A 24,776-nucleotide genomic window follows, 5' to 3' on the forward strand; every position below is an offset into this window, starting at 1 on the left:
ACTCGATGATGATGAGTGCTAATAATCATGAAACAAATTATCAAGAGAATATGAGGAGGTTGTTTCACTTGTTAAAACCATTAGGTGATCGCGTTATTATTGAACTAGTTCAAACTGAAGAAAAAACTGCAAGCGGTATTGTTCTTCCTGATACTGCTAAAGAAAAGCCACAAGAAGGTAAGGTAGTAGCAGTTGGTACTGGCCGTGTCCTTGAAAATGGCGAACGTGTTGCTTTAGAGGTTGCCCAAGGCGATCTAATTATCTTCTCAAAATATGCAGGTACTGAAGTTAAATACGAAGACACTGAATACTTAATTTTACGTGAAAGCAACATTCTAGCTGTAATCGGCTAATTATACATCATACTTAACTGAACGAAAATTTTCTTAAATTTTAGGGAGGTACTTATAAATGGCTAAAGAAATTAAATTTAGTGAAGAAGCTCGCCGCTCCATGCTTCGCGGTGTGGACGCACTTGCAGATGCAGTTAAAGTAACGCTTGGACCAAAAGGTCGTAACGTGGTTCTTGAGAAAAAATTCGGTTCGCCGCTTATCACAAATGACGGTGTGACGATCGCTAAAGAAATCGAATTGGAAGATGCATTCGAAAACATGGGTGCGAAATTGGTTGCTGAAGTAGCAAGCAAAACAAACGACGTAGCTGGTGACGGTACAACTACTGCAACGGTTCTTGCGCAAGCGATGATCCGTGAAGGTCTTAAAAACGTAACAGCTGGTGCGAACCCAATGGGTATCCGTAAAGGAATCGAGAAAGCAGTCAATACTGCAATCGCAGAATTGAAAGCCATTTCCCAACCTGTTGAAAACAAAGAATCTATCGCTCAAGTTGCTGCCATCTCTTCAGCTGATGAAGAAGTGGGCCAACTGATTGCTGAAGCAATGGAGCGCGTTGGTAACGACGGCGTCATCACAATCGAAGAGTCTAAAGGTTTCACAACTGAGTTGGACGTAGTGGAAGGTATGCAATTCGATCGCGGATATGCATCTCCATACATGGTAACTGATTCAGATAAAATGGAAGCTGTCCTTGAGAATCCATATATCTTGATCACTGATAAAAAAATCACGAATATCCAAGAAATCCTTCCTGTACTTGAGCAAGTTGTACAACAAGGAAAACCGCTATTATTGATTGCTGAAGATGTAGAAGGCGAAGCGCTTGCAACTCTTGTTGTGAACAAACTTCGTGGAACATTCAACGCTGTTGCGGTTAAAGCTCCTGGATTCGGTGACCGTCGTAAAGCAATGCTTGAAGACATCGCAGCTCTTACAGGCGGCGAAGTAATCACTGAAGAAATCGGACTTGATCTTAAATCTGCAACAATCGATTCATTAGGCCGTGCGTCTAAAGTGGTTGTTACGAAAGAAAATACAACGATCGTTGAAGGATCTGGGGATACAGCTCAAATCCAAGCTCGTGTAAACCAAATCCGTGTTCAATTAGAAGAAACAACTTCTGAATTCGACCGTGAAAAATTACAAGAACGCCTTGCTAAATTAGCTGGTGGTGTAGCGGTAATCAAAGTCGGTGCAGCTACTGAAACAGAATTGAAAGAACGTAAACTTCGTATTGAAGATGCATTGAACTCCACTCGTGCCGCTGTTGAAGAAGGTATCGTAGCCGGTGGTGGTACAGCACTTCTTAACGTATACAATAAAATCGCTGAAATCCAAGCGGAAGGCGACGTAGCAACAGGCGTGAAAATCGTTCTTCGTGCCATCGAAGAGCCTGTTCGTCAAATCGCTCACAACGCTGGACTTGAAGGCTCTGTAATCGTAGAGCGCCTTAAAGGCGAAGCAGTAGGCACTGGCTTCAACGCAGCTACTGGACAATGGGTGAACATGATCGAATCAGGTATCGTCGATCCTACAAAAGTAACTCGTTCAGCTCTACAAAATGCTGGTTCTGTAGCAGCTATGTTCTTAACTACAGAAGCTGTCGTTGCTGACAAACCAGAACCTGCAGGCGCTGGCGGCATGGGCATGCCTGACATGGGCGGCATGGGCGGAATGGGCGGCATGATGTAATCATTCGCTAAATCCCTTAATAGAGGGGTTTAACGAGGATTTAGAATGAGCTCACCTAACATGTGAATATCAATTTTAAAGAAAAGGCCTCTCACAGTTTACTGTGGGAGGCCTTTTCTTCGATGTTGAAAGGGAAACTTCATACATCCAATTTCAACGAAAGACATACATATAGTTCTTGGCGATGGGGGAACAACAAATACTAGAGTCAGTCCTTTAGAGTAAAAGGAACTGTTGAAAGTTGGATTGAAAATGTTTTTAACTTAGTGAAGGATCATCCAAAGGCTGTTTTCCCTTTACTAGCATCTTTTGCTTCGGTTATTTTACATGAGTTTGATATGAAGCCCATAGTTGTTGATGTATCAGGAGAATCCAGTAGTGGCAAAAGTGGTTTACTTCTACTCTGTTCATCGGTATTGGGGAGTCCTAAAGAATAAAAGTAAAAGCGGGAAACCATGAATTATCAATGTTTTTCCCGCTTTTTATCATTTTATATTTGAGTTACATATAATCATAAACAGAGTCATCAAAATAGAGCCAGTGATAATATTCAATCTGTGAATCTGTCATCTTGGAAATGTCTTTCTCATTGAATTTTTGTTGCTCAATTAATTTCTGCACTTTAGATTTTCTTTCTACTTGGCTCATCTTAAATCCTCCTTATAGTATGAGAAGTAACGAAGTATTTAAATATTGAAAACGCTTTCTTTTTTCTTGTTTTTATTATATATCTCATTGTGAGATTAAACAAATATCAAATATAGATGATTTTTAAGGAAATAATATAGAAATGTTATTTATCTATTTTCTTTGAAGCAGTTAAAGAGGCAAGGTCGAATTCCCAAAGCCTGAGTTTTGTTAAAATAACAAGCCCAAGTTTCTAGAAAAGGGAGTTAATTCCTTTTACAGGAAATAACTCCGATGGCTTTTGGTTTTCACTTTTAATAAGGAAAAGCTAAATTTCACTTGTAGTTTACACATCAAAAAAACTATTTTTGTCTGTAAGTTATTGGTCCACTAGTGAACATGGTCATTCTTCTTTAGGGTTAGCTGTCTTCTCATTTGCTATATAATCTCCCGCAGGGCCTTATGTCAAAGAAACAAATCCAGGAAATGCAGCCAATACTGCCTGAAAACACACTCGGGCTTACTATCTGATTATCATCTTCTGAGAGATCGATAAAATCTAGTTTCTTTTTTATTTCACCATCTTGATAAAAAGAAAATGTTAACGAATTTTGTTTTAGGCCAAGGTTTGAAGTATCTTCTTTAGCATGATAAATATTTAAATCAATGTTTTTTACTTTAGCTACACGTTTCAATTTCCTTATAATGCAGTTTGAATTCGATTTAAGGATTTTTTCATTTTCATGATAATCTTTTCTCCTTCCGATATATTATAGGATTAGGTTTATGCTTACTCTTGTAATAGGAGGTCCTTCATACCAGTTATTTATAAGAATATAATTGAAAATGCTCACCTATTTGCTCACCTGACATTGAAATATCATGACACTAAGTGAAGTTATTTTAGGTGGCTTTGACCAAAAGTGTTGATATTATTACCTTGTTACTTCCTATTAAATTATTAATTGAATGGGCGGGCATGATGCATCGCTTAAATCCCTTAATATAGGGGGTAACGGGAGATTCAGTCATGAATGCTCACACCAAACATGTGAATATTTTTAAAGTTGAAGGCCTCCCACAGTTTACTGTGGGAGGCCTTTTCTTTGATAGTTAAATTCGTTATGTCCTAATCGTTGTTGGATTTTTTAATTCCTACTACAGCTTCAATCAATAGGGAAGTGTAGGTATGCCTAAATAAGTGTGGAGTAATGTTCTTTTCCATTCCTGCTTTTTTCGGAAGCCGTTTAAGCTGGGGGTCAAATATTCGGAGCTTCTATGACATGTTAATAGCATTTCATCTATCTTAATCGTACGTAAAGAACCCTTTTTTTTTGGTGTTAAAAGTTGCCCATTTTAAGGGAATTGATCACCGATTCTTAAACCGGTATAGGGAATACACGATTTCTACTAGGGAAGCATCGCTGGAAAATAAGGGAATTATGAAATGTGAATTATATCGTTTCATTTTTGGAACGAGGGGATTTACTAAATATATTAGTATAAAGATAGAAGTGCGGAAACACTTACCCTAACCCCATTGTTAAAAGGAGTTTGACCAATATGAAAATTATTAGAGTTAGAGAAATTGGTGTTAAGAGAATTATAGTTCCAGCTGTTGCAAGTGCTTTTCTATTTTCAGCTTTTGCTCCATTTTCAAAAGCTTCTGCTTCTGAACTAAATGAATCAACAATTCGAACAAATACTGAAATTGGTTCTATAATAGTAACCGAGCAAACCAAAATTAGCCTAGAAGAAATAGAAAGTGTCATTGCTGACCAATCGACTCCTTCAAGTTTGTTAATGCAACAGGCCAACCCCGTCAACCCTTATGATGGTACTCAAATGTCATCTGAAATTATTCAACAATTAGAAAATGAGTCCAAAAAAAGGGGATTTAAAAAGACAGTTGTAGTGTATGCACTAAAGTATGGTGGTACAGCAATGGGCAAAAATTGTTGGTAGTTTATCACCTGCCAATGGTAAGCTTTTGAAAAAACATGCTTTTGAAATTGGTGATGCATTAGACAGAATGTCTAATAAAATTGAAGCAAGATTAGTTGATTTCATGATACATGAATTAGGCTTTGCACCAAGTGCTGCTAGATCTATTGCTTGGGCAATTGCACTTTGGGTATTATAATAGTAGGAGTTGAATTTAATGGATGAGTTAATAGATGAATTTAAAAAGATGAAATATCATCAAAAGTTATTACTTACAATTGCTTTGGATAAAAATCCTGAACAATATACTTTTTTTCATTTCATTTTGAATAATGACCTGAGTGAAAAGGATTCAAAGGTAATTTTTGATATACTTCATGCTTTAGAAGATAAAAAAGAAGGTACTTACCAAAAGGGTAAATATGAAGCAGCCATTGCATCATTATTAGGAGATAATCCTTTAGTGTCCATGGATACCTTTGAAAAGGCATTGTTACATGTAAATATTGATGTGAACCCTATTTATCTAATTAAATCCTTGAGAAATCAATATTTTCAAGTTGATTTATGTAATTACCTCTTGGAACAATAAAGTATAATCTCAAAAAGCATCAGTATATAATATTATTTCGGCAAACTAACTAAATATGCAAAAGCGAGATAATCCTTTTTTTATAATTGCACTGACCTGAAAAATGAGAAAAGTAAAAACACCTTTCGTTGAAAAGTAGGTATTAAATATCAACCAATCAATATGGAGGTGTTTTTTTCTATGGAAAAAAATGCAGTGTAGTTAAATAACTCTATAAGGATAATTTTTTGTCTATAGGGTAGCTCATCCACGTACCCATTTTTTATAATTTTCATAATAATGATGAATTGCGTATAATGAGGATATGGAAGGGTATACATACATTTAAATCAATACGAAATGAAAGAATGGTTATCATTCTATTCTATAAGCAAATAATCGATTAAAGGTGAAATGATTATGATAGCTAGTTTTATGAGGTCTTGGACAATATGGATAAAAATTGGAGTAATTTTATTCGGGGTATTTTTACTGTCGTGGTTGGGTCCTGACGAAATTGGCCTTACTGATTTGCTTATTTCTTTAAGAGAAGGTGAAGAAACGGGAAATAAGCTAATGCTTGCCGTTTTTTTGTTAATTTCTTTAAATACAGTTTTAGCTTTGTTTCATTATATTGGTGCACTGCTGTTGGGAGACGAAATCGGTGCTCGTTTAAATCGTCCATGGTTAAAAATCGTCATTCCTCTTATTGTTATTCCTCTCGATTATATCGTGATAAATGCTTATTATTCTTTAACATACTCATTTAGCGCATATGCGTTGTTATTGTTGTTAGCCATCTTATTATTGCAAGCCTTTGAAAAGGATAGACTAAAGCCCATTATTAAAACGATTATTTGTTCTCAATTAATCTTTGGGATTGAATGGCTGAATGAGATTCCTTCTTTATCCCAATATGGATTTGGCCAAGGATCGATTTCAAAGGAATTAAAAGATATAGCGGTTCAAATTGGATTTGAGCAATCTTTAACATTGTACAGTTTAACTTTGTGTTTGATTTTTGTTATTAATGCTGTTATTTTAGCTGTGTATTTTTCTTTATCTGAACAAAGATGGCGGATAAAGCAAGAGCTTCATTATGCGCAGTTAGAAGCAATGCAGTCAAGATCAGGACGAGAAGCACTATATCTGGTCCATGATTTAAAAACGCCTCTCACAGCAATTGAGGGGCTGAATTCTTTAATTAGTTTGAAAGTGGACGATTCTAAAATTAAGGAATATTGTCAAAGGATTTCAGCATCGATTCATTCCGTTAGCGACATGATTTCCGAGATTTTATATGATGATAAAAAACATTGGTGCCGTATAAAAGATTTAGTTGAATATGTCGAAGCAAGCAGACTGAGCGGGACAAATCTTAATCTGAAGGTAGACTTTCAAACAGATCCTGAAATTGAAATTTTCATTAATAAAATCCGAATGACAAGGGCATTGGTGAATTTAATTGACAATGCTCATGATGCAGTGAATGGAGTGGAAGATGGAAAGATTTTGCTTAAGGTGAAAACCTATGAAAATGAACTTTGGTTGGGCGTATCAGATAACGGGAAAGGGATTTCACCTAGAGAGCAGGTGGAAATATGGAAAGCTGGGTTCAGTACGAAATCGCATCCAGGGATGGGATTAGCTTTCGTACGACAAGTTGCTGAAGGACATGGTGCATCTGTGGAAATTGACAGCAAGCTTGGGCTCGGGACAATAATTTGGATTAAACTTGCTGAGGGGAGTGTGTCAAGATGAACATTTTAGTCATTGATGATGATGCATCAATTCAATATATGCTAAGTGAAATTTGTGAATTTGCCGGCTGGAATGCAGATACGGCTAACAACGGAAAAGAAGGGTTGAATGTGTTTGTAGAAAAAGGAGCGGATGTTGTTTTAGTTGATTATCATATGCCGGAAATGGACGGAATAAAAACAGTGGGTGAGCTTCGTAAACTTAATGCCGATGTTCCAATTCTTGTATTAACAGTCGATGAACGACAGGAAATTGCTGATCGCTTTCTTGAAGCAGGCGCAACGGATTTTGCGTTAAAGCCTGTAAAAGCGCCTGATTTGATTTCAAGAATTCAACTGCATGCCCGCCTAGCAAAATTAACCCAATCAGCTCCGCAGCAAAAATCCAGTGAAGAGAAGGATATATTTGTAACAAAGGGAATTAGTAAGAGAACACTTCGTCACGTTAGTGATTTTCTACATTCTAATCGTGAGCCTTTTTCCGTTGATACAATTTCTAAAGAAGTTGGATTGGCTTATCCGACCGTCTATCGCTATATTATGCATTTACTTGATGAAGGAAAAGTGGAAACTATTGTGAGTTATCAAAAAATAGGAAGACCCAAAAATTTATATCAATGGATTGTTGACTAAGAAACTGCCTTAATACAAGGCAATTTGAGTTTGAACAAAAGGGGTTCCAATTGAAATTTTAACAAAGTTGATTGGAACGGAAGGTACGAGACTCCTGCGGTGAAAGCACGTCCAAGGGAGACCCCACAGGCGCCAAGAGCGCCGAGGAGGCTCCCGGACCGCCCGCGGAAAGCGAGTGCCCTACGTTCCAATCAACGTTCATATTTTAAACTCCCTTTTTAAAAAAATGTCTTAACTAAAATCGAGTTTGTCAACAGTCTGAAACTGCCTTAATACAAGGCAGTTTTTTTATTATGATGGGGACCTCTGTTGCGGCACAGACCATTAATACAATAAGACTTTTTTTCTTTTTTTTCTGTATTTTTATATTTTCTGATAATATAAAATTATTTTACAACACTAAAGATTCTTTAAAATATAAATGCCTTCATTGAATGTCTTCAAGTTAAATGAATGAATTTATAAGTTAATGCTCATGTAGATTTTGCTATCAGATTCTTTTTACAGCAGGGCGAAGATAAAAAATGTAAACGCTTACTGATGGTGAGTTGGATGGAATGAGTGGCCATCATCGTACCAATCAATTGTCTATTTAAATAAAGACCATGCAATTATTTTGTGAATGTAACGATTGGTGGTTAACCATATTGAGGAGGACTTTATTATGCAAGCACTATTAAAAGAAGAAGTTCAGCAGCCAAACCAGTCCAGGAAAAAGCATCCTCCAGGACTGTATATGCTGTTCGCTACTGAGGCATGGGAGCGCTTCAGCTATTACGGAATGAGGGCAATCCTTGTTCTTTACTTAACGGCAACGGTTGTAAACGGCGGGCTTGGAGTCGACAAATCTGCGGCTATGGGCATATACGGATTCTTTACTGGTGCCGTTTATATTACGCCAATGATTGGCGGATACTTGACTGACCGTTTCATAGGCAGAAGATTGGCGATCACGATTGGCGGTATTTTAATGGCGCTGGGTAACTTTTCGCTATTCGCAAGTCAGAGTTTAACAGCGCTTTACATTGGTCTTGGTTTATTGATTATCGGTAATGGTTTCTTCAAGCCAAACATCTCGACAATTGTCGGTGATCTTTATGAAGACAATGATCCGCGTCGTGATGGGGCTTTCACCATCTTCTATATGGGTATTAACGTTGGGGCTTTCTTCGCACCGTTAGTGGTCGGGCTTATGAGCTATAAATATGGGTTCTTGACAGCAGCAATTGGCATGATTGTAGGACAGTTAGTTTTCAACTTATTAGGCAATCGCTATTTAGGTGATATGGGTAAAGAACCTACTGGCAAACCGGAAGTTACAGCTGGTAAAAAATCAGCTGCACAGTTAACGAAAAGAGAACAAAAACGTACAGCGGCTATCGTTATTTTGGCAGTCTTCGTCATTGCGTTCTGGGCCGCTTTCGAGCAGGCAGGAAGTTCTTTGACATTGTATGCCAATGACCAAATTGATCGGAATGTATTTGGCTTTGAGGTTCCAACTGCCTGGTTCCAATCATTGAACCCATTATTCATCGTGATTTTAGCGCCAATTATGTCTGCTTTATGGTACAAGCTTGGCAGCTCAAAACGCGGTGACTTAAAAACCCCAACGAAGATGGCTCTTGGTTTAGTCACTGTTGGTTTAGGTTTCTTAGTACTGCTTCCTGCCGTTATGTACACAGGAAACGATACAGCGCTGAAAGTGAACATCCTGTTCATGATTGTAACGTATTTCCTTCATACATTAGCCGAACTAATGATTTCACCAGTTGGTTTGTCAATGGTAAGCAAAATTGCTCCAATCAAGCTAGCCTCTCTTCTAATGGGAGTATGGCTGGCAAGTTCCGCAGTGGCCAATATGGTAGCCGGACAATTAGCTGCATATACGCAGTCTTTAGGTTACCTGGAAATCTTTAGTGTGATTGGTTTTGTAACAATTGGTTTAGGTATTGTATTGTTGTTTCTTTCGAAGCCAGTCGCAAAGCTGATGAAATAATGAAAAAATGAGCTGACCCAAAAGGCATATAATGTGCCATTTGGGTCGAGCTTTTTTTAGTGGGAAAATAATAGAATCGGTCCAAACTGGTGTAGCGGGGTCTCCACAACGACCCATACCAGAAAGGAACGATTTTCTGAAGTTTTATTTCTGTTTGCTTAATCTTATTGTGTTTCAGCATTTTCACGAGTCTTTCATCAATTTGAATGGTACGGAACATAAGTAAACAAAAGCAAATCAATGGGAAGTTCTTATAAAACAAGTCAAAGCTATATTAGATGAGAAACAATAATAAACACTTAGGTGGATTAATAAACTTGGTTTCAATAATCGACCAGCCACTTTTAGTAGAAAAGCACTCAGAGCTGGTTATGTAAAAGAGCCTATGAATTAGGATGTAATTCACTCTACTTAAGTGATTATATGAAATTTGTACGAGTGGTAACTTGCAACAAAAAAAGGGGAATCTTGAGGATAAGGCTGGCCAGTTTTCCAAAGGCACGGGACCAGGCGCCAGGCCCAACCAGATGTAACATCCGCAATTATAAGGGGAGATGGAGGCTATGCAAGAGAAGGAAGGTAAGTGAATAGGTGATCTAATCCTATATGGAAACAGAAGAAAGGAAAAGGGAATCTTATCGCTATCCCTAACGACTTCTGGATAGGCTATACTTATCTAGACAGAAAATTTAAGGTCGGGTAGACTACAGATACAACTAGTTATAGAAAAGAGGTCCGATATGCGACGCGATATACAAATGAATGAACGAGCTTTCTCTTCCAAGGAAGTGGCAGAAGAAGTGGGGATTGCAACTCCCACTGTTCGAAAGTATGGTCAAATCTTAGAGCGGAATGGATATGAGTTTTTGAAAGATGGAGATCGGCGTATCTTTGTTAAATCTGACATCGTAGCGCTTATAGCGCTACGCGATACGGACAAGCCCCTAGACGATACAGCTAAAGACCTTGTGTATCAACAAAAAGAAAGATTAGAAGGATCCAATGAAACACACATAGCGATACCCGATACATATGAAAATTCACCCCACGACCCCAATCAATTAAACGAGGTCTTAATGTTTTTAGTCAATGAACTCGCAGCCACACGTGAAATGAATGCCCAACTGACAAACGATATGTCACAGCTTAAAACAAAGGTTTCCCGGCTCCAGCAAGATCATCATGTTATAAGTTCTAGTATTGGAAATTCAGCGCAAAGAACTAATACTAAAATTGAACAATTAACTGAACAACAAAATACCCATTACGAAACATTGCTGGAACAAGAAAAACAAAAAAGTGAACTCTTACAAAAAGAAATACAAAATATGCGGGACGAACAGAAAAAAGAATGGAGTTCACAAAATGAATTTAATAAACGTTTAGAAGAGACTATACAAAAACGTTCCGAAAAATGGCGGGGACTTTTCTCCATATTCAGAAAGTAAGGGATGACTGTTAAGGTTTTTTGCCTATGCGAATCCAAGAAACTTTAAAAAAATTCATAGTGCCATATATGATTCGCGTAGCTGAAAAACAGAATGAAGAAAGAATATTTCAACTTTACAGGTTTGGCACCTGTTTTGTAAAAACTCGGCGATACCAATGTATCGGACGTTCTACCAAAGGCAAGCGAAGGCTCAATTGAAATTTCATTGGAGATTTGTTTAAGCGATATGCATCTAAAACAAAATGCACAATTTGAAGCAAGCAAAAAAGGCAGTTTAATGAAATGAGAGTTGAGACTGTTGAGAACTTGCATTCAAAAACAAGAGTCATCCTTAATAGAGGTGCTCCAGACAGGGATTGATCGGCTCTTTTTTGTGGGTTGCGTATCGCTGGGCGATATAACTTGCAAATAAATTCGAATCTTTAGGTTTAATAGAAAAGTGACGTTTGATGCAAACATGATATACATCCGAATGAACGAGTATTCTTTTCTAAGGAAGTGGCAGAAGAAGTGGGGATGCACACCCACTGTTCAAAAGTATGGTCAAAACTTAGAACGAAACGGATATGAGTTTTTAAGATGGTGGTTACCTTTCTTTATTCAATCTGACATCGAAGCGCACATAGCGTTATACGATACGTGATAAGGGCATGTCCCTGGAGGGTATAGCTAGAGATCTTATGTATCTATAAAAAGATAGATTAGAAGTAACCGATGAAACAGAGATAGCGATACCCGGTATAAAGACAACTTACCCCATAATTCCAAACAAATAAATGAGATTTTAAATGTTTTAACCAATGAACAACTCGCAGCTACGCTTGAAATGAACAATCCACTGACAAGGATATGGCTCAGCTTAAAACAACGGTTTCCCAGCTCCAGCAAGATCCATGGCCTCAATAGTGTTCCTCGAGAAAGGGGCTTATCGGTTCTTTTTATGTTTCGTATCGGTGTGCGATATAACATGAAAATAAGTCCACAGATTCTTCATCTTTAAATAGAAAGGGAAGTTCGATATGAAACAGGATTTACTTCTGAATGAATGAGCATCCTCTTCAAAGAAAGTGGAAATGCAATATCAATGCTCGAAAGTATGTCTAAAACTTAGAGCGAAATGAATAACCATTATTAAAATGTGGGAATTTACACACCTTCTTTCAATCCGACATCGAAACGCTTAAAGCGATACGCTATACGGGGAACTCCCTAAACGATAGAGCTAAAGGCGCTTGTATCAAGAAAAAGAAAGATTAGGAGGAGCCAATGAAACAGAGATAGCGATACCCGATACATATGACAATTTAACCCATGTTCTCATTCAATTAAAAGAGAGCTTAATTTTTAACCAATAAACTCGCAGCTATGGGTGAAATGAACATTTAACTGACAAACGATATGTCATAGCTTAAAACTGAACAACAAAAAACCATTAAGAAACATTACTTCAATAAGAAAAAGGTTTCATTACTTTTTTTTAGTCTCTTTGACTATATTGAGATGTTAAATAACAGTTTAAACCGAGGCAATCAAATCAATAGTAGAAATTCCTTTGTTCCAACTATTCAGAATCACTATTTTTCAAATTTCAACAATTTCCCGAGAAATAACTACAAATTCTGAGTAGATATCGACAAAATTAGAAGGTTCTAAAAGATGTAGTAAAACATTGGTGAAAATTATGACCAATTGAGTTTTTTAACAAGGAAATCAGATAGGAAGGGTGGCTGATTGAGTTAAAAACTTGATTGAAAACGTTTATGGGTATTGAGTGTGGGGAAGTAGACGAACTATATCTCTTTTGAATGAAAGCGTATGTGTCTGAGAAGAACACACCTTTCAGGACTAAAGAAATTTTCAACCAATACACTCGCAGTAAGCATGAGGTGAACATTTAACTGACAAACGATATGTCATAACTTAAAACTGAACAAAAAAAACCATTAAGAAACATTTCTTCAAAATAAGAAAAAGGTTTCTTAATGGTTTTTTTAGAGTCTTTTACGATATTGAGGTATTAATAACAATTTAAACCGAGGCAATCAAATCAATAGTAGTAATTCTTTTGTTCTAACTATTTAGAATCACTATTTTCAAATTTCAACAATTTCCCGAGAAATAACTACAAATTCTGAGTAAATATCGACAAAATTAGAAGGTTCTAAAAGATGTAGTGAAACATTGGTGGACATTATGACTAATTGAGTTTTTTTAACAAGGAAATCAGATAGGAAGCTTGGTTGATTGAGTTAAAAACTGATTGAAACGTTTATGGGGTATTGAGTATGGAGAAGTAGACGAATTATCTCCCTTTGAATGAAAGCGTATGAACTTGGGAAGAACACACCTTTCAGGATTAAAGAAATATAAAGGGGTGAATGAGGGACAACCTACGATAGTATTGAAGGCAGCTAAATTGCCGCGAGTAGCAACCTGTGCTATCTCAAACACCACAAAAAGACCTAAAAGCAAGTCAAAGAGAACAAGGCTAATGCCGAAGACAAAAGGAGGTCCCAAGGCAAGGGATACAAATGTCCCGTAGCGAAGCCAAGACAAAGCAGGTAAACAATGATAGCGTTTTTTATAGGTAAATGGGAGCCATCAAACTAAAATAAGGAAGGCAGCTAGATCCCCGCGAGTAGCAACCTATGCTAGTTGACAAGTACTATGCAATCTCTAATTGGTTTAGAAAATCAACTAGATAAAAACGTTACAAGCATAGCACCTTAAACAGGTGCTTTTTTATGTTCATACTTAATAAACACTCCTTTTAAAAGGAGTGCCTTCTTGTTATACAATTTCAGAGTGATAACTATCGGGTAATTTACTAAAATCTACATACTAAAGCTATCTAAACCTTGTTGGGTCAAAGTAAAAGAAACAATTGCCCAATTTTGAAGCTTTTTCGAAGTGGACAAGCAATAACTTAATTGTTTTCCTTGTCCTCGGGTTTGTCCTCTTATTTGTTATTTACATTATTCCAAAACAATTGGAGTTAACCGCAGAAAAAAACTCACCCCCGAAACTTGTGTCTGGAGGTGAATTTTAAGGATTTAGAAAATATATTTGAAACTATTTGGAATTTTGGTATTGAAATCTAAAACTTAGTCTACTGTGAAATTATTTTTTATAGGTTCAATTATTAAGGGACTGAATTGTTCCTTTCTATTTTTGTATTGTTCGATTATCTTTTCATTATTTAGTTCAATTTCCCGGATCCCTTCCATAATATCGAGAGCTAGTGTATCGGAATCGGTTGAAACGACTAAATTCTCCAGCCCAAGGGACTGAAACAAATCAAATACTTTAAATCTGTATCCGAGGGCGATACAGGGGACATTTCCTGCTAAGGAAAGGATATTGGCGTGAAGTTTAAAGTTAATGCTCAAACTGCAGACAGAGAGTTTTTCAATAAGCTCTTCCTCTGAGTATAGTGATGGATCATAAGTCACATTCAACGGGTCATTCAATTTATCGTAAAGTCGTTTGGAGGCCTCTCGGTCACTGCCCCAGACAACGTACAATAAAATTTTATAACCCGACTTTATTAATTTTTTGGATACTTGAAGAAGCGCATTTTCAATAGCAGCTTCATCCTGGCCGTACAATCGGTTGAATGTTGTACCCCAGTTTATTGCTGCTATTTTTTCCTTTTTCCTAATCACGGCGGGCGGGTTAAGCAAGATCCCGGGATCTCCAATCAGTTTAATTTTGTCACTGTTGATTCCAAATGTCTCTAGAACCTTCTTGGTAATAGGTCCCCTTACACCAACAAATGCTGCTTTTTCAAGGGTCTCACGAAACAAGATTCTATCTTTTTCTGTAAAAGTCTTTTCTAATGATAGTGATTGTCCTGAGTTTATAATGTCCAGCTGTTCTTTAGTTATCCAGTCAAGGCCGCTACCCCATATAAAAACGTCTTTTCCAAGGTCTATTGCCTGTTTTAGTGCTGCCATATAACCGGGGAGTAATAGGGAACCGCCACCTAAGATAACTGTGTCATATTCTTCCGTATGATTGATATCCACGCCAGGCAGGGAAGGAACAATCTCAATCTTGGTAGAGTAATTATAGTGCTTGTTTAACTCTTTAAACACATTCCATAATAACTCGTCCCCCAAGTTACCAAAACCAATCCAGCCAATATATAATACTTTCTTCAATACACTCATCCCTTAATTAGAGTTTTATAACACTCGAGCAGATTGGCTACACTGAATTTAATATTAAACTTTTTTAACATCCATTCACGCGAAGCCGACCCTGCCTTTAATAGACGGTCAGATGGAGATAGTGAAGACCGAATGTCATTTGCCATTGTAAAGCGGCTGCAGGGTTTATGAGAGCCATGGTCCCCAAAATAACAATGCCAAGCATCTTCAAAATTATGTTCTTCCACTAGACCGAAATATCCATGGCTTCCAGCCGCGATAACAGGTTTGCCGCAGGCCATAGCCTCCAGGGCGACCCTGCCCGTTCCAACCACACAGTCAGCCAATGAGTAATAATGCTGTAAATCAAGTCTTTCACCCACTAAATTGATGAAGTTATCTGTTGATGAGCGATGTATTGTATCCGTTATGTCTTTTATTTCTTTAAATCGAGGGCCGTCACCAACAACTACAACATATAAATTGGGAATGTCCGAAAGTTTTAAGTCTTTACAGGCTCTCAGAAAAATCATGCAGATGTTTGCCTTTGTCCATGCTATTCGGCTGCTGTATAAAAGAACAAATGAATCCTTTGGGATCCCAAGCTGGACTTTTAGATCGGAGGAGTCTGATGGGGAATATCGAGTGGTATCTATTCCGTTAGGGATGACAATCGTCGGTTGATCTGTAAGCTTCTGTATGAATTGCTGGATTGGCGGGCTTACACAGATGATTTTATTTGCCAGGGGCAGTACCCGCAATAGTTCGGATTTTGGATAATAAGTTCCATGCACTGTAAATATTGAAGGAATACCAAGCTCTTTTGCTGCTTGGAAGGTTAAGAAAGCTGAAGGAGTTTGATGGCTATGAATAAGTGTTATTTTTTCAGTCATGATAATTTGTTTGATTTCTTTACATAACTTCTCCTGTAAATCCGCTGGAATTGGAAGAGAGTAGGGGAATGGGACTTGGTAGATGGGACATTGTAATCGCCTGAAGGATTGTAATAATGAACCACCCCTGCTTATGATGACAATCCCTATGCCTTTATTTATCATTTCCTCAGCCAGACTTAAAACATGTGTCTCAGTACCGCCCACATCAATTCCATCAAGTGTCATAAGAACACGCATGGTAGATTCACTCATATCTCTTTACTGCCTTCCCCAAAAAATTCGCGGGAACGCTGCATAGGATGGAGACGATAATAATAGAGTGCTTCTTTTAAATTTTCGATCTGGTAATTGGAGTTCAGACATTTTGCAATAAATTCATAGTCTTCAGCACCCTTTATCCTTCTGGTAGGGCCACCTAACTCATCAAATATCACACCGCGGAATAAAATCGTTCCATGACAAATACAATGCCCTCCATTCCAATACACTTCCTTTATATCCTGACCGTACTTAAGCCAGTGTACATTATTCTGGTTTTCAAATTCACCATCTGTAAAGACTTTATAGTTTGTCCCAATCAACACATGGTCTGGATTCGTTTTTAAGAAGTTCACTTGTTTTTCAAACCGGTTTGGATGAGATAGGTCATCACCATCCTGTACAGCAATATACTCACCAGAAGATAAATAATAACCAGTATTCAATGCCCCTGAAAAACCAACATTCCTGGGTAGGTCCACCACTACAACTGAGAATGAAGGATTGGATTTTTTGATCCAGTTATCAATCATTTCAGCAGTGTGATCAGTAGAATAATCATTTACTATAATAAGTTCTATATTCTTATAAGTTTGGTTAAGTATACTATTTAAACAGTCTTCAACATATGGGGCTACATTATGACAAGTCATGACCACACTTACTAACCCGGGAAATCTTTCGTATAACATTTTTCATCACCTCGGACATACTATATGTGAAATTGGTATCAAAGGTGAAACTTATCAAGCAAAATAATTAAATTGGTAGTTCTACCTTTCTTCAAAATATTCTATTTAGTTGTGTCAATAACTTGTCTACTGCATATCCTTTAGAGTGCAAGAAAAGTTTAAGAATATGGAAAGGATGAAAAGCGTGCTATATACAGATTTAATCTTAGGGCATTTTCGGTCATTAAAAGAGTCCCTTAAAGGTTTGGTCAATAGAAATATTATCATCACAACACATTTCTCGGGAGTAACAGGACAATTGATTAAAGTAAAGGATGACTATGCCGTATTGCGGGAAACGGGCAATAGCTTAGTATACATCCCGATTAGAAGTATAGAACTGGTAACACTCGTTGAGGAGGAAGAAATATAATGTATGAAGTGCTGAACAATCTAATCACTCACAATATACAAGTGGCGACAGACACTACTATAGTGGAAGGTCTATTGGTGAAGAGCCAATCTGGTTTGATTGAAATCGTTGAATCGATAACAGGGTATGAAAATCAAACAAGGCTTGTCATTATACCGATAGTTTCCATTAATTTTGTGAGAGTTGAAGCTTAGAATAAAAGATATGCCTTCTATAAGCTTTCCTACTTTCCCACATAAACCTCAATGTGTATATAAGATAAAAACCTGGTCCTAACTTTACTAGTGGTGGGTTTCATATAAGATTCACCTTGCATTTTTCAGATGAAACCGAAGGGGAATTTGATTGTGAAAAGGAAGGTGATGAAGGACTGGGAATGTGTCACTGACATTTTCAAATTTTTTTGTATATCGCTATTGTTGATTTGGCGATCCAGACGAGGGGGAGTGTGGACTGTTTGCAGCTGCACTCCGTTTTCCATTACTGGGGACACATTTAATACCTTGTTACTTCCTATTAAGTTATCAATTGAATGGATGGCATGAAGTAATCATCGCTTGAATCCGTAAAATAGGGGTTTGTAAGATGGAGATTAGTGAAATGCTAACTTTCAGTTTTTGAATCAATCCTATTTCACCATGGAGGAGACCTTTCGTAAGTTCATTGAACTTATGGGAGGTCTTTTCTTCGATATTTTTTGTTCAAACGTAATACTTTATGGACCTAATTTCTAATTTACATATCTAAAACAGCTGGAAAACAGGGAAAAGGAATATGGATGGTTCCCAGGAATTAATGATTTATTGATGAATATAATCGGGTCATAACTTTGTTTTTAATAAACCGCTGGCGAAAGTCCAGGAACGCGATGGAGTATCGTAATAATCATTCAAGAATTTAAAGGAAAAAACCCATATAACACCATATATGTTCGGCATTCTCAGCAAGAGCGTTTGGTACATTCACAAATCTATACTAGGATTATATGTCCGCCTTCCGATGTCTTCTACGTATAAATAATTATATTAGAATAATATTATTGGCTTTATCCTCTTATAAGGTTAAGAGGATTGGAACTGATGATTGTGTTATCAAAAAACAGGTGAATGATAATTATTTCTTCTAGACGAAATGTAATTCATTTTGGTCAAGTTCCAAACTTTCACAAACAATACCGGTTTTAAAAGGGGGCGAACGTGTAAATATTCGGAGTAGCATCATCATTCATGGCTGAAAAGGATATTGGGGGTCTACGTATCTACATATGATTTCTAATAAACATATTTATATTTTTCGAGAGTTTCGACATTATATTGACAATAATATAGTTACTCATTACAATTGAAAATAATTCTCAATATGGCACAGGGGGCACCAATGGTTATGTCAAAACGAAGAAACAGCAAAAAAGTGTTATTTATATCGGCAATCGTTTTAATTCTATCAACGCTTTTACTTGGATGTACAAATGAATCAAAAGAAAATTCAACTTCAAACAAAGACAGTAAAGACATGCTTACTTTGGCTTGGCCGAGGGATATAGGTGAAATGAATCCGCATGTCTATAATCCTTCTCAATTATTCGCTACATCAATGATATATGAACCTTTGGTCAGCTACCAAGATGGAGGTAAGCTGAAACCGCATTTAGCTGAATCTTGGGAAATTTCCAAGGATGGGAAGGAATATACGTTCCACCTCCGTCAAGATGTGAAATTTTCTGACGGTACAAGTTTTAATGCTGAAATTGTGAAAAAGAACTTTGATACTATATTGAAAAATGTTGATTTACATAGTTGGTTGGGCTTTATTACGAAAGTGGATCAAACGGAAGTAATTGACCAAAACACATTTAAACTAACATTAAAGGAGCCATATTATCCTACTATTCAAGAGTTAGCCGTTGTTCGTCCAGTCCGATTCTTAGGTGATGCTGGATTCCCTAAAGATGGTGACACTTCTAAAGGTGTTACAAAACCAGTCGGTACAGGCCCATGGGTTTTGGAAGAATATAAAGCAGATGAATATGCTATTTTCAAACGCAATGAAAATTATTGGGGTGAACTACCTAAAGTTAAGAAAATCAAAGTCAAGGTCATTCCTGATGCGGAAACCCGTGTTCTTGCTTTTGAAAAAGGTGACCTGGACCTAATTTATGGTGAAGGTGCTATCAGTCTGGATGCTTTCAAACAATTAGAAACAACAGGTAACTATGAGACTAGTATTTCTGATCCGGTTGCGACAAGACAACTAGTTATGAATACGAAGAAAGAACAACTTTCAGATTTACGTGTTCGTCAAGCGTTACAATATGGATTTAATAAAAAAGCAATGGTTGACGGAGTTACTTCAGGTTTGGAAGAGAAGGCAGATTTCATTTTACCGACAAACTTCCCGTATACTTCAGACATTGATGTAACACCGATTGATTATAATGTCGAAAAAGCAAAAGCTTTATTAGATGAAGCGGGATGGAAGCTTCCAAAAGGAAAAAACGTTCGTGAGAAAGACGGAAAGCCGCTTGAAATCGAGTTAATGTACGACTCTGCAGAATCAATTCAAAAAGCAATGGCCGAAACATTACAATCTGAGTGGGCGGCACTAGGTGTTAAATTGAATATCGTTGGAGTTGAGCTTACGGTACAAATTGAAAGATTCAAAGCTAATGATTTTGAATTGAATTTCTTTAGTAACTATGGCGCTCCATATGATCCACATACTTTCGTAAATGTCGTTGGTTCAGAAGGATTTGGTTTTAACGAAGCCATTTCATCTTATCCGAACAGAGATGAGTTGTTAAAACAAATTGCAGATGTTCCTGGAACAACAGATGAAAAAGAACGTCAAGAACTTTACTCAACCATTTTGGAATCACTGCAAGACCAAGGAGCGATTGTGCCCATTTCTTATATTAAGAAAATAGCTGTTTACCAAAAAGATGTATCTAATTTTACATTCCCTGCTAACCGGGATGAACATCCATTCACAGGAATTAGCATCGAGAAGTAAGTTACAGGAGGGTTTTCATGGGCACGTATATCTTGAAACGAATTATGGCCATTATTCCCATCTTTCTCTTGGCCACTCTTCTTACGTTTGGAATGATTCACCTTTCACCAGTGGACCCAGCTGAGGCATATTTATCTGCAGCACATATCCAATCTACAGATGAGATATTGGCTCAGAAAAGACATGAGTTTGGCTTAGATCAACCCCTCCATGTTCAATATGTAAATTCTATTATTAAGATATGCCAATTTGATTTTGGCATATCTTATCTTTCGAATAAACCTGTTTGGGAAGAGGTAACCTATCGAATGCCAGCGACCATTCAGTTAGCTTTAGGTAGCATCATATTAGCTATCCTGGTCAGTGTCCCTCTTGGATTTTTGGCAGGCATAAAGAAAAACAGTGGTATTGACCATTTTAGTCGCCTTCTCTCTTTTTTCGGGGCGTCCATCCCTTCTTTTTGGCTTGGTTATTTATTGATTTTTTTCTTTTCTGTTAAACTCGACCTATTTCCTGTCGAAGGAATCGGGACTTGGCAACATCTGGTTCTTCCTTCCGTTACTTTAGCTTTGCCATTAATAGCTTTGTATACTCGACTATTACGTGCTAGCGTTCTTGAAAATTTACAGGAACCTTATGTCCTTTTTGCTCGCACAAGAGGGATTCATGAAAAAGTCATTATGGGAAAACATGTATTGAGAATAGCCATATCCCCCATGATTACTGGACTGGGGATGAATTTAGGAAAGCTGCTGACCGGAACCATTATCGTCGAAGCGGTCTTTTCTTGGCCAGGATTCGGTCGTTATTTCATTGAAGCTATTTTTAATCGCGATGTTCCTGTCATTCAATGCTATGTGCTTTTAGCTGCGGGACTATTCATTTTTAGCAATTTGATTGTTGACCTAATCCAAATGTGTATCGACCCACGCATCTCCAGAAAAGGGGGGCAACGTCAATGATAACAAGTCTTCGTATTATGATGAGAAGTCATAAAGTGATTGTCCTTTGTTCAATAATATTAAGCTTCCTATTTATCATCACCATCTTGGCTCCTTGGATTGCACCTAATGATCCTATTGCTGTCAATTTAGCTAATAAACTACAGCCATCTTCCTTTGAGTATCCATTGGGAACGGATCATTTAGGAAGATGTACGTTATCACGCATCTTATATGGAGCTCGCATTTCGTTAGGATTTGCTACATTAATCTTTATTTCATCTTTAGGGATCGGTTTGATTGTCGGAACCATTGCTGGTTATAAAGGCGGATGGGTGGACCAGGTGCTAATGAGACTGTGTGATGGTGTTATGGCATTTCCGAACCTTTTGCTCATTCTTGGACTTGTTGGTATATTGGGACCTGGCCTTAAACAGGTCATCATAGCATTGATGCTTGTGCAATGGGTGTATTATGCGAGAATTTTCCGAGGAATGGTACTTAGTCTAAAAGAACAAAACTATATAGCGGCAGCTAAAATAAGCGGTTCTTCTCAATGGAAGATAATAAAGAAACATATTATTCCAAATGTTCTTCCTCCGCTCGCTGTTATGGGTACATTAGAAATGGGTTGGGCCATCATGGATATATCGGCCATGTCGTTTCTAGGGTTGGGCGTGCAACCTCCTACACCAGAATGGGGAGCAATGATTCATGAAGGGAAATCCTATATTCGGACGAATCCAGAATTAATGCTATATCCAGGTTTGATGATTATGCTTGTTGTCGTCACCTTCAATTTATTAGGCGAAGCGCTATCAGAACGTTTTGGAGTCAAACGTCGTTAATAAAAAGGAATGAGAAGATTGAGAACAGAACGGTCGAATGTATTAACAGTGAGCGATCTACATGTAAAAGTACAAACAAAGGAAGGTGCATCCACCCTCGTTCAGGACATTAATTTCGAACTGGAAAAAGGGAAGGTATTGGGCCTTGTTGGGGAAAGCGGAAGTGGCAAAACCGTTACGAGTATGTCCATTCTACAGCTTCTTGATCGGAAAACAACTACAATTGAAGGGAGCATTACCCTTCAAGGACGAGAATTAAATGGTTTGAACGATAAAGAAATTCGTGGAATTCGCGGCAAGGATATTGCCTTTATTATGCAAAATCCGATGAATTCATTTACGCCTGTTTTTACGATTGGCAATCAATTTGTCGAAACGATTAGGTCTCATACCGCATTGAATAAAAAACAAGCAAAAGAGCTTGCCATCGAAGCGATGCAAAATGTAAACCTGCCAAATCCCGCGAAACTATTAAAAAGCTATCCTTTTCAACTGAGTGGAGGTATGCTTCAACGCGTGATGATTGCGATGGCTGCATGTTTACAGCCTTCCGTTATTATTGCTGATGAGCCGACGACTGCACTCGACGTACATAACCAATTACAGGTACTTCGCCACTTGGATAAAATCCGTTCTGAATATGGAACATCCATTTTACTCATTTCTCATGATCTTGGCGTCATTTCTGAAATGGCAGATGATGTAGTCGTTATGCAACATGGCAGAATTGTAGAAACAGCAAATGTGTATGAACTATTTGATAATCCGCAGCATGAATATACAAAGAAACTGCTAAATGCCCGCCTTAGCATTAAATATGAAGAGCCTATCACCCATATGTTGTGATATATGGACTGCATTTTTTTGAGGGGTGAACAAATGAGTTTATTACAAGTAAAAGCAGTAACTCATAGCTATAATTCTCATACGTTTTTAAAATGGAAAGAGCCTTCTAAAAAAGTACTCACTGACATTTCCCTCTCCATTGACGAAGGAACATGTTTAGGGCTGCTTGGTACGAGTGGAGCTGGAAAAAGTACATTAGGAAAAGTGATCCTTGGCTTAGAACGTCCACAGCAAGGACAGGTTCTGTTTCAAGGGCATGATATCTATACTGCTGATAAGCTTACTCGACAAAAGATACGCCGAGATCTACAGGTCGTCTTTCAGGATTCATATTCAGCTGTCAATCCACGAATGACCGCCGAAAGTATTATAGGCGAGCCATTAGAAAACTATGAAAAATTAACCGTAACCGAACAAAAAAGAACGGTTATTGAGTTATTGGAAAGAGTGGGCCTAAGTGAAAAGGATTTAAAAAAATACCCACACCAATTTAGCGGTGGACAATTGCAAAGAATTAATATTGCTAGAGCAATTTCTCTTAAGCCACTGTTAATCGTCTTGGATGAATCCGTAAGCAGTCTGGATATGGTTAATCAAACACTGATTTTAGAATTATTAAGTGAGTTGAAGAAAGACTTCAGCTTATCTTATCTTTTTATTACACATGATATTAAAGCGGCTTATTCAATCTCAGATACTTTGGGTGTACTGGAAAAAGGGGAATTAATCGAGCATTACAATTCAAAAGATCAGTTTTTTTCGTCAGAACATCCTGTCGTTAAACAGATGAGAAGTTCTATACTCGCTGAGCATCCGCGTTTTCGTTCTCTTCCAATGAGGATTAACAAGTCCTAGTTTAGAATATATCTTTGCCGGTTTCCGTTTGAAAATCGAGGCCCTTTATCTCATATTTGAGGAGTTGCAATAGCATACTTTATACTGGTTATTCGTTTTTTCCGAATTAGCGATGTGGGCGTTTCGTTATTATGACTAACGTTGAATATCCGGCCGCCATCAATGGGGAAGTTGGTTGCACAAGCTATCGAGCATTTCTCTGTAATGGGGAATGCTTTTTATTTTTGTCTTATAAATGTATAAACAATAATAATGTAATTAAATTCAATAATATTTTATTGTGAAACAATAAAAAACGTGTTAAATTCAAATTGACAATAAATAAATGAGGTGCTTTTCATGAAACGAAGTTCAACACTCTTCTTAAAGGTAGCTGTCATTTTTATCGGCATTCCGGTTCTTGCTTTGTGTCTATTTTTGTTGCCTCAGATAGCGAATGAAGCAAATGAAGCAGCAGAAAGAGGTTCAGATTTGGCTTATATGGTATATGGCCTATTAATGGTTATGTATGTGTCGGCAATCCCCTTTTACTTCGCTTTGTATCAATCGTTTAACCTATTAAGCTATATTGACAAGAATCAAGCTTTCTCGGAATTATCAGTAAGAGCTCTAAAGAAAATCAAAAAATGTGCCATCATAATCAGTGGCTTGTATGTGGTGGCCCTGCCATTCGTCTATATCATGGCGGAGGTAGATGACGCACCGGGTCTCGTACTAATCGGAATGGTCATGATTTTTGCCCCCATGGTGATTGCTGTCTTTGCGGCAGTCCTTCAAAGACTTTTACAAGAAGCCATCGATATAAAATCAGAGAATGACTTAATAGTCTGAGGTGAAT

The 24,776-nt window shown here is 37.5% G+C and carries 22 protein-coding genes and 1 pseudogene; 18 read left to right on the plus strand and 5 right to left on the minus strand.

What is annotated here, in order from left to right; genetic code table 11:
• Positions 1 to 68 precede the first annotated feature (68 nt).
• The 3 genes and pseudogenes from groES to AC0VX1_RS01670 all read left to right on the plus strand — a co-directional run.
• Positions 69 to 353: a co-chaperone GroES gene (groES, locus tag AC0VX1_RS01660; RefSeq protein WP_475469655.1), complete on the plus strand. Its 285-nt coding sequence runs from the start codon at positions 69 to 71 to the stop codon at positions 351 to 353.
• A 58-nt stretch (positions 354 to 411) separates the two neighbouring features.
• Positions 412 to 2,049 carry a chaperonin GroEL gene (groL, locus tag AC0VX1_RS01665; protein ID WP_034306335.1) on the plus strand — a complete coding sequence of 546 codons (1,638 nt, stop codon included), beginning with the start codon at positions 412 to 414 and terminating at the stop codon, positions 2,047 to 2,049.
• Between the two features lie 221 nt (positions 2,050 to 2,270).
• Positions 2,271 to 2,486, plus strand: a pseudogene (locus tag AC0VX1_RS01670) (DUF927 domain-containing protein); the annotation flags it as partial.
• Between the two features lie 64 nt (positions 2,487 to 2,550).
• Here the strand turns inward: AC0VX1_RS01670 and AC0VX1_RS01675 are convergent.
• Together AC0VX1_RS01675 and AC0VX1_RS01680 are read right to left on the minus strand one after the other, a co-directional pair.
• Complete coding sequence (locus tag AC0VX1_RS01675) at positions 2,551 to 2,697, minus strand: BH0509 family protein (RefSeq protein ID WP_127777491.1); 147 nt, start codon at positions 2,695 to 2,697, stop codon at positions 2,551 to 2,553.
• 410 nt (positions 2,698 to 3,107) lie between these two features.
• Positions 3,108 to 3,371 carry a hypothetical protein gene (locus tag AC0VX1_RS01680; RefSeq protein ID WP_475469656.1) on the minus strand — a complete coding sequence of 88 codons (264 nt, stop codon included), beginning with the start codon at positions 3,369 to 3,371 and terminating at the stop codon, positions 3,108 to 3,110.
• Positions 3,372 to 4,239: 868 nt separating this feature from the next.
• Here AC0VX1_RS01680 and AC0VX1_RS01685 point away from each other — a divergent pair.
• From AC0VX1_RS01685 to AC0VX1_RS01715, 7 genes are all read left to right on the plus strand, one after another.
• Positions 4,240 to 4,641 carry a hypothetical protein gene (locus AC0VX1_RS01685; protein WP_475469657.1) on the plus strand — a complete coding sequence of 134 codons (402 nt, stop codon included), beginning with the start codon at positions 4,240 to 4,242 and terminating at the stop codon, positions 4,639 to 4,641.
• Positions 4,607 to 4,819, plus strand: coding sequence for a hypothetical protein (locus AC0VX1_RS01690; protein WP_475469658.1), 213 nt, complete (start codon positions 4,607 to 4,609; stop codon positions 4,817 to 4,819). The genes AC0VX1_RS01685 and AC0VX1_RS01690 overlap by 35 nt, the downstream gene beginning before the upstream one ends.
• Positions 4,820 to 4,837: 18 nt before the next feature.
• Positions 4,838 to 5,212 carry a YhaI family protein gene (locus AC0VX1_RS01695; RefSeq protein WP_262871071.1) on the plus strand — a complete coding sequence of 125 codons (375 nt, stop codon included), beginning with the start codon at positions 4,838 to 4,840 and terminating at the stop codon, positions 5,210 to 5,212.
• A gap of 399 nt (positions 5,213 to 5,611) precedes the next feature.
• Positions 5,612 to 6,952 (plus strand): sensor histidine kinase, encoded by a 1,341-nt coding sequence (locus tag AC0VX1_RS01700; RefSeq protein ID WP_475469659.1) that lies wholly within the window; start codon positions 5,612 to 5,614, stop codon positions 6,950 to 6,952.
• Positions 6,949 to 7,584 (plus strand): response regulator, encoded by a 636-nt coding sequence (locus AC0VX1_RS01705; RefSeq protein ID WP_475469660.1) that lies wholly within the window; start codon positions 6,949 to 6,951, stop codon positions 7,582 to 7,584. The genes AC0VX1_RS01700 and AC0VX1_RS01705 overlap by 4 nt, the downstream gene beginning before the upstream one ends.
• 664 nt (positions 7,585 to 8,248) lie before the next feature.
• Positions 8,249 to 9,580: a peptide MFS transporter gene (locus AC0VX1_RS01710; protein ID WP_413011333.1), complete on the plus strand. Its 1,332-nt coding sequence runs from the start codon at positions 8,249 to 8,251 to the stop codon at positions 9,578 to 9,580.
• Between the two features lie 758 nt (positions 9,581 to 10,338).
• Entirely contained in the window at positions 10,339 to 11,028 is a 690-nt protein-coding gene (locus AC0VX1_RS01715; RefSeq protein ID WP_223255994.1) for an SH3 domain-containing protein, read from the plus strand.
• Between the two features lie 3,106 nt (positions 11,029 to 14,134).
• Here the strand turns inward: AC0VX1_RS01715 and AC0VX1_RS01720 are convergent.
• The 3 genes from AC0VX1_RS01720 to AC0VX1_RS01730 are packed head-to-tail and all read right to left on the minus strand — an operon-like array spanning position 14,135 to position 17,027.
• Positions 14,135 to 15,193, minus strand: a complete 1,059-nt coding sequence (locus AC0VX1_RS01720; RefSeq protein WP_475469661.1) for a polysaccharide pyruvyl transferase family protein — start codon at positions 15,191 to 15,193, stop codon at positions 14,135 to 14,137.
• 5 nt (positions 15,194 to 15,198) lie between these two features.
• Positions 15,199 to 16,329, minus strand: coding sequence for a glycosyltransferase (locus tag AC0VX1_RS01725; protein ID WP_475469662.1), 1,131 nt, complete (start codon positions 16,327 to 16,329; stop codon positions 15,199 to 15,201).
• Positions 16,326 to 17,027: a glycosyltransferase family 2 protein gene (locus AC0VX1_RS01730; protein WP_475469663.1), complete on the minus strand. Its 702-nt coding sequence runs from the start codon at positions 17,025 to 17,027 to the stop codon at positions 16,326 to 16,328. The genes AC0VX1_RS01725 and AC0VX1_RS01730 overlap by 4 nt, the downstream gene beginning before the upstream one ends.
• 184 nt (positions 17,028 to 17,211) lie before the next feature.
• Between AC0VX1_RS01730 and AC0VX1_RS01735 the strand changes: the two genes are divergently transcribed.
• From AC0VX1_RS01735 to AC0VX1_RS01770, 8 genes are all read left to right on the plus strand, one after another.
• The gene (locus AC0VX1_RS01735) at positions 17,212 to 17,439 is read left to right on the plus strand and encodes a DUF2642 domain-containing protein (protein WP_098865398.1); all 228 of its coding nucleotides are present in this window, start codon (positions 17,212 to 17,214) and stop codon (positions 17,437 to 17,439) included.
• Positions 17,439 to 17,633, plus strand: a complete 195-nt coding sequence (locus tag AC0VX1_RS01740) for a hypothetical protein (protein WP_475469664.1) — start codon at positions 17,439 to 17,441, stop codon at positions 17,631 to 17,633. The genes AC0VX1_RS01735 and AC0VX1_RS01740 overlap by 1 nt, the downstream gene beginning before the upstream one ends.
• Positions 17,634 to 18,822: 1,189 nt before the next feature.
• Positions 18,823 to 20,448 carry a nickel ABC transporter substrate-binding protein gene (nikA, locus tag AC0VX1_RS01745; protein WP_475469665.1) on the plus strand — a complete coding sequence of 542 codons (1,626 nt, stop codon included), beginning with the start codon at positions 18,823 to 18,825 and terminating at the stop codon, positions 20,446 to 20,448.
• Between the two features lie 17 nt (positions 20,449 to 20,465).
• A complete protein-coding gene (gene nikB / locus AC0VX1_RS01750; RefSeq protein ID WP_057276529.1) occupies positions 20,466 to 21,410 on the plus strand; it encodes a nickel ABC transporter permease subunit NikB in 945 nt (314 codons plus the stop codon).
• Positions 21,407 to 22,237 carry a nickel ABC transporter permease subunit NikC gene (gene nikC, locus AC0VX1_RS01755; RefSeq protein WP_475469666.1) on the plus strand — a complete coding sequence of 277 codons (831 nt, stop codon included), beginning with the start codon at positions 21,407 to 21,409 and terminating at the stop codon, positions 22,235 to 22,237. The genes nikB and nikC overlap by 4 nt, the downstream gene beginning before the upstream one ends.
• Before the next feature lie 18 nt (positions 22,238 to 22,255).
• On the plus strand, positions 22,256 to 23,083 hold the full coding sequence (nikD, locus tag AC0VX1_RS01760; protein ID WP_475469667.1) for a nickel import ATP-binding protein NikD: 828 nt from the start codon (positions 22,256 to 22,258) through the stop codon (positions 23,081 to 23,083).
• A gap of 33 nt (positions 23,084 to 23,116) precedes the next feature.
• Entirely contained in the window at positions 23,117 to 23,938 is an 822-nt protein-coding gene (gene nikE / locus AC0VX1_RS01765; protein WP_475469668.1) for a nickel import ATP-binding protein NikE, read from the plus strand.
• Positions 23,939 to 24,277: 339 nt separating this feature from the next.
• A complete protein-coding gene (locus tag AC0VX1_RS01770; protein ID WP_252268350.1) occupies positions 24,278 to 24,769 on the plus strand; it encodes a DUF2975 domain-containing protein in 492 nt (163 codons plus the stop codon).
• Positions 24,770 to 24,776 lie beyond the last annotated feature (7 nt).

Source organism: Peribacillus sp. QJM3NY_7, assembly GCF_056173225.1.

Excerpts from the sequence above, each read along its gene's own strand:
- AC0VX1_RS01770 (WP_252268350.1), top strand. The coding sequence starts at position 24,278 with ATGAAACGAAGTTCAACACTCTTCTTAAAGGTAGCTGTCATTTTTATC.
- groL (WP_034306335.1), top strand. The coding sequence starts at position 412 with ATGGCTAAAGAAATTAAATTTAGTGAAGAAGCTCGCCGCTCCATGCTT.
- AC0VX1_RS01690 (WP_475469658.1), top strand. The coding sequence starts at position 4,607 with ATGGTGGTACAGCAATGGGCAAAAATTGTTGGTAGTTTATCACCTGCC.
- AC0VX1_RS01695 (WP_262871071.1), top strand. The coding sequence starts at position 4,838 with ATGGATGAGTTAATAGATGAATTTAAAAAGATGAAATATCATCAAAAG.
- AC0VX1_RS01700 (WP_475469659.1), top strand. The coding sequence starts at position 5,612 with ATGATAGCTAGTTTTATGAGGTCTTGGACAATATGGATAAAAATTGGA.
- AC0VX1_RS01710 (WP_413011333.1), top strand. The coding sequence starts at position 8,249 with ATGCAAGCACTATTAAAAGAAGAAGTTCAGCAGCCAAACCAGTCCAGG.
- nikA (WP_475469665.1), top strand. The coding sequence starts at position 18,823 with ATGTCAAAACGAAGAAACAGCAAAAAAGTGTTATTTATATCGGCAATC.
- AC0VX1_RS01730 (WP_475469663.1), bottom strand. The coding sequence starts at position 17,027 with ATGTTATACGAAAGATTTCCCGGGTTAGTAAGTGTGGTCATGACTTGT.
- nikB (WP_057276529.1), top strand. The coding sequence starts at position 20,466 with ATGGGCACGTATATCTTGAAACGAATTATGGCCATTATTCCCATCTTT.
- AC0VX1_RS01740 (WP_475469664.1), top strand. The coding sequence starts at position 17,439 with ATGTATGAAGTGCTGAACAATCTAATCACTCACAATATACAAGTGGCG.
- nikE (WP_475469668.1), top strand. The coding sequence starts at position 23,117 with ATGAGTTTATTACAAGTAAAAGCAGTAACTCATAGCTATAATTCTCAT.
- AC0VX1_RS01675 (WP_127777491.1), bottom strand. The coding sequence starts at position 2,697 with ATGAGCCAAGTAGAAAGAAAATCTAAAGTGCAGAAATTAATTGAGCAA.
- AC0VX1_RS01715 (WP_223255994.1), top strand. The coding sequence starts at position 10,339 with ATGAATGAACGAGCTTTCTCTTCCAAGGAAGTGGCAGAAGAAGTGGGG.
- nikC (WP_475469666.1), top strand. The coding sequence starts at position 21,407 with ATGATAACAAGTCTTCGTATTATGATGAGAAGTCATAAAGTGATTGTC.
- AC0VX1_RS01685 (WP_475469657.1), top strand. The coding sequence starts at position 4,240 with ATGAAAATTATTAGAGTTAGAGAAATTGGTGTTAAGAGAATTATAGTT.
- AC0VX1_RS01705 (WP_475469660.1), top strand. The coding sequence starts at position 6,949 with ATGAACATTTTAGTCATTGATGATGATGCATCAATTCAATATATGCTA.
- AC0VX1_RS01725 (WP_475469662.1), bottom strand. The coding sequence starts at position 16,329 with ATGAGTGAATCTACCATGCGTGTTCTTATGACACTTGATGGAATTGAT.